The organism is Bradyrhizobium sp. (genome assembly GCF_019242285.1).
Classification (GTDB): Bacteria; Pseudomonadota; Alphaproteobacteria; order Rhizobiales; family Xanthobacteraceae; genus Bradyrhizobium.
Genome location: NZ_JAFAVV010000209.1, coordinates 1 through 4,172, shown reverse-complemented (window position 1 = coordinate 4,172; position 4,172 = coordinate 1). Strand labels below are relative to the sequence as shown.

Here is a 4,172-nt window from a genome sequence, read left to right as displayed (position 1 = left end):
TGAGGGAGAGCTGGTCCGAACAAGCCCAAGACCCTCGCGGAGACGATCGAAGAGATCGACGGCAGCCGTGTGCAAGGCAATCTCTGGTATTTTGCCCGCTATGTTGGATCACGACATGAGCGGCGTCGTGGCGGTCCCGGGCTCTGTCACTTGCATGGGATGAGACAAGGGTGTGATTTTCGATCGCTGCGTTTACGGTGGCCGTCCGCATCCGATCGTCACAGGCCGGCAAGGCGCTGCCCTTGTCAGAAATCTCACAGATGATGCTTCGTGAGAAGTATCATCGTCGATCGCTTTGGCTGCTGCCAGGCTTCCATTCTGGGTAGGAGTTGCGACCAGCGCATGTTCTGCATTTCGGCTGTTCGCGAAAGCGTCAGGATCGTGAGTTCGAGCGCTCGCGCGCTTTGTGAGGGCATGGCGGCAAGCTTCTGCATGAACGCCGGCAGGTCATGATAGTCCATCGCTTTGTGGCCGCCTCGGATGGTGCCGCCGATGAAGATGGGCACTATTGTTTCGTCGTGGCGCTATGATGCCGCGGCCCGCCATGCGCTCAAATTGGCAGGTCTGCGATGCTCTGCGATCGAGCACCACGCCTCTTGGATCCACTCTATTGAGGAGTGGGCCGGTTACCGCTCAAAAACGGCCATCCCAGGCAGCCTCCCGGACAGACGAGGGGCCAATACCCGACCCGGCGCAATTCATTTTCGCTTTTCCGGAGTCTTTGCGACTTCGCGGGCGCAGTCGATGAAAAGCTGCGCGACGGGGCTGAGTGTGCGGGTCTTCAGGGTGATGATCCCGTTTGGCACGCGGGCCCTTGGCAGGTGAACGGGCAGGGCCTTGATCTCCGCGTGTATGGCGGGAAATTTCAATACGGAAGCCGGAAGAATTGTGACAAAGCGCCCGGTCGCCAGCAGACTCATCCGCGCGTGGGGAGAATCGGTGACCACTGTGGTACGAGGATAATCGACGCCGTTGGCGCGAAAGGCTTCCATTGCGATCGACGCAATCTCGCTTCCGGCCGGCGGGAGCACCCACGATTCTTTCAATAGTTCGGCAAAATCGATCCTGCGCCGCCGAGCCCACGGACTTTGCGCACCCGCCGCGACGACAGACGAGTCATCAAAGAGAAATTCGAAGCCCAGTCGTTCTTCTGCGGTGAGGCCAAATCTCCGTGCGATCAAAAGATCGACGTTACGTCCGCCCAGTTCACGGTGCAGCGTCTCCACATATCCCGTCACGAGATGAAACACCATGCGCGGATTGCGCCGGGAGAGCCGATCAATAACGGCCGAGACGAAGCTCGCAGCCAGTAAGGGGGTACACCCGATCCGCACTTCTCCAGCCGTGGGGTCGGCGAGAAACTCGATGTTCCTCACCGCCTGACGCAGGTCATCGAATGCGGCCACTCCGCCATTGAGCAAGGCGCGACCGTAAGCGGTCGGCTCGATGCCGTGGGAGTTACGCTCAAGCAGCCGCACGCCAACGGCACGTTCCAGGACCGCGATTGATCTGGAAACCGCCGGTTGTGTCGTGTTGAGGTGCGTGGCCGCCCTGCTCATGCTGCCGGCCTGCACGACAGTCATCAGGACATGAAGGTCGTGCAGCTTCAACCGCAGGCCGGTGCGATCGCTCAAGTGCATGGCGCAAACCCATTGCAAGAGTGATATGGCGGTATCAAAACGTAGCATTATACGAGCATAGGCGCATCCCGTATCCTCGCTCTACCGCGGGCAGATTGACCCGCGGCCCCAAAAGCGTGCGTCGCGAAAGCTCGGACGAGAGGACGATGCCATGACCCTGTTCCGCCGCCAATTCCTCCATATGGCAGCGGGTGCAGTCGCGCTTCCGGCCGCTTCGCGCGCGGCATGGGCAGCAACCTATCCGTCGCAGCCAGTGCGCGTGATCGTCGGCTTTGCCGGCGGCGGCCCCAACGACATCCTCGCGCGCCTGAACGGTCAGTGGCTGGCGAAGCGGCTCGGCCATCCATTCGTCATTGAGAACCGGCCGGGCGCCGGCAGCAACATCGCCACCGAGACGGTCGTGCACGCGCCGCCCGACGGTTACACGTTGCTCCTGGTTGGTTCGCCAAACGCCATCAATGCGACACTCTACGAGAGGCTCAATTTCAATTTCATCCGCGACATCGCGCCAGTCGCGAGCTTCATGCGCGGTGCTCTGGTCTTGGTGGTACACCCGTCGGTTCCGGCCACGACGCTTCCAGAGTTTATCGCCTATGCCAAAGCGAATCCGGGTAAGCTCTCATACGGTTCAGGCGGCGTCGGCGGGATCACGCACATCACTGCCGAACTGTTCAAGATGATGGCCGGCGTCGAGATGGTGCACGTGCCTTATCGCGGCGTAGCGCCCGCGCTGACCGATCTGCTCGGCGGACAGGTGCAAGCCCTTTTCGCCAACCCTGCTCAGTCGATTCCATACACGGGAGCCGGCACGCTGCGCGCTCTGGCAATAACCACCGCCACTCGCTCGGAGGCGCTACCCGACATCCCGACCGTGGGCGAGTTCGTTCCGGGCTATGAGGCGAGTTCCATCTTCGGCTTCGGCGCGCCCAAGGACACGCCCACCGAGATCATCGACACGCTGAACAAGGAGATCAATGCTGTCCTCGCCGATCCGGAGATCAAGGCTCGGGTTGCCGGCCTGGATGGCACGGTGCTTGTCGGCTCGCCAGCCGATTTCGGCAAGCTCATCGCCGAGGAGACCGAGAAGTGGGGAAAGGTGATTCACGCCGCCAACATCAAGGCGGAGTAATTCTCAACGCGCAGATATTCCAAATCCCTAAGCGGCGAACGATCGCGCGCAACGAGGTGCCTGAGTTTGCCGTGGCGTGTTCTAGTGCAAAATGGCGCGCCACGGCCGATGAAGATGGGCACTACTCGCTCGCTGTAGCGCTATGAGAAAGCGCGCGGCCGCGCGCGTCCTTCCGCAAATTTCCGCCGCTTTGCGATATTGCCCTGCGCCGCTCAGGCTGCTTCCGGCTTGTTTACGGTCTCGATGCGGTCAAGAGTCTTGCCGAGTTCGCGCTTTGCGATCTGCATGTCATAGTCGTTCTGCAGATTGAGCCAAAGCTGGGCGGTTGTCCCGAGCGCCTTAGCGAGCCGGAGCGCAGTGTCGGCAGTAATGCCGGTCTGTTCGCTGGCGATCCGTTCGATCCTAGTGCGCGGCAAGCCGCAGGCCTTGGCAAGCGCGCCAGCTGACATTTTCAGCGGAACCAGGAACTCCTCCCGCAGAACCTCCCCGGGATGCATTGGCTTGAGCTTCTTGGCCATTGTTGCGTCCTCTTCTAATGGTAATCCACAATCTCGACGTCCGCCGGGCCTTGCGCCGTCCAAACAAAGCACACCCGGAACTGGTCGTTGATTCTGATCGAGTGTTGCCCCTTGCGATCACCCGCTAGTGCCTCAAGGCGGTTGCCAGGAGGCGATCTCAAGTCGCCCAGATCGCCCGCGGCGTTAAGGTAGCGCAGTTTCCGGCGTGCTACCTTGACCAGGTCGGCCGGAAAGCCCTTGGGACTTTCGCCATTGAAGACGGCCTCGGTGGTCTTGTCCCGGAAGCTTCTGATCACTCGCAATGTGTATCATTGCATGATACGTCTGTCAATAAGTATATCAACCAATGATACAGGCCCGTCTCGGGTGAGACAGCTGATCGTAGAGCAGCAGCGCAGGAACGGGCCCTTTACGCGGGTCATGGCGAACATTATCGAAGTGGCGCGCCACGGCCGATGAAGATGGGCACTACTCCCTCGCGATTCCCCTATGATGCCGAAGCCCGCGATGCGCTACAATAGGCAAGTCTGCGATGCTCTGCCATCTAGCACTACGCATCCCCGATGTTGCGGGTAGTCCGCTTACCCCTCAATTGCGGTAATCTCGATCAGCCTCCTAGATAGACGCGAAGGAACGGATCAACGAGAACGGAAATGGGCATTAGAAACTATTTGATCGAAGGCGTTTCTGGCGCTGGCAAAACCACGGTGGCTGAAGAACTGCAGCGGCGCGGTTACCACGTCGTCCACGGTGACCGGGAGTTGGCGTATTATGGCGATCCCGAGACTGGTGAACCATTGGATGGAGTTGCCCGCAAGAGTGTGACGGACAACATCACATTTGGGCACGAACGTTGGATTTGGAGCGTAGACAAAGTCAAATCCC

Annotated in this window: 5 protein-coding genes and 1 pseudogene; 2 read left to right on the top strand and 4 right to left on the bottom strand. The window is 60.0% G+C overall.

Annotated features, from left to right (window positions below):
- Positions 1–254: 254 nt before the first annotated feature.
- Both JOY90_RS07855 and JOY90_RS07850 read right to left on the bottom strand, forming a co-directional pair.
- Complete coding sequence (locus JOY90_RS07855) at positions 255–506, bottom strand: hypothetical protein (protein ID WP_291690578.1); 252 nt, start codon at positions 504–506, stop codon at positions 255–257.
- A gap of 192 nt (positions 507–698) precedes the next feature.
- Positions 699–1,640 carry a LysR family transcriptional regulator gene (locus JOY90_RS07850; protein ID WP_291690577.1) on the bottom strand — a complete coding sequence of 314 codons (942 nt, stop codon included), beginning with the start codon at positions 1,638–1,640 and terminating at the stop codon, positions 699–701.
- A 151-nt stretch (positions 1,641–1,791) separates the two neighbouring features.
- Here JOY90_RS07850 and JOY90_RS07845 point away from each other — a divergent pair, with 151 nt between their 5' ends.
- Positions 1,792–2,769 carry a tripartite tricarboxylate transporter substrate binding protein gene (locus JOY90_RS07845; RefSeq protein ID WP_291690576.1) on the top strand — a complete coding sequence of 326 codons (978 nt, stop codon included), beginning with the start codon at positions 1,792–1,794 and terminating at the stop codon, positions 2,767–2,769.
- Positions 2,770–2,981: 212 nt separating this feature from the next.
- Here the strand turns inward: JOY90_RS07845 and JOY90_RS07840 are convergent, their stop codons facing one another.
- Together JOY90_RS07840 and JOY90_RS07835 are read right to left on the bottom strand one after the other, a co-directional pair.
- Positions 2,982–3,287 carry a HigA family addiction module antitoxin gene (locus JOY90_RS07840; RefSeq protein ID WP_291690575.1) on the bottom strand — a complete coding sequence of 102 codons (306 nt, stop codon included), beginning with the start codon at positions 3,285–3,287 and terminating at the stop codon, positions 2,982–2,984.
- A gap of 14 nt (positions 3,288–3,301) precedes the next feature.
- Complete coding sequence (locus JOY90_RS07835) at positions 3,302–3,583, bottom strand: type II toxin-antitoxin system RelE/ParE family toxin (RefSeq protein WP_291690574.1); 282 nt, start codon at positions 3,581–3,583, stop codon at positions 3,302–3,304.
- 357 nt (positions 3,584–3,940) lie between these two features.
- Here JOY90_RS07835 and JOY90_RS07830 point away from each other — a divergent pair.
- Positions 3,941–4,172 (top strand): annotated as a pseudogene (locus JOY90_RS07830) (nucleoside kinase); the annotation flags it as partial.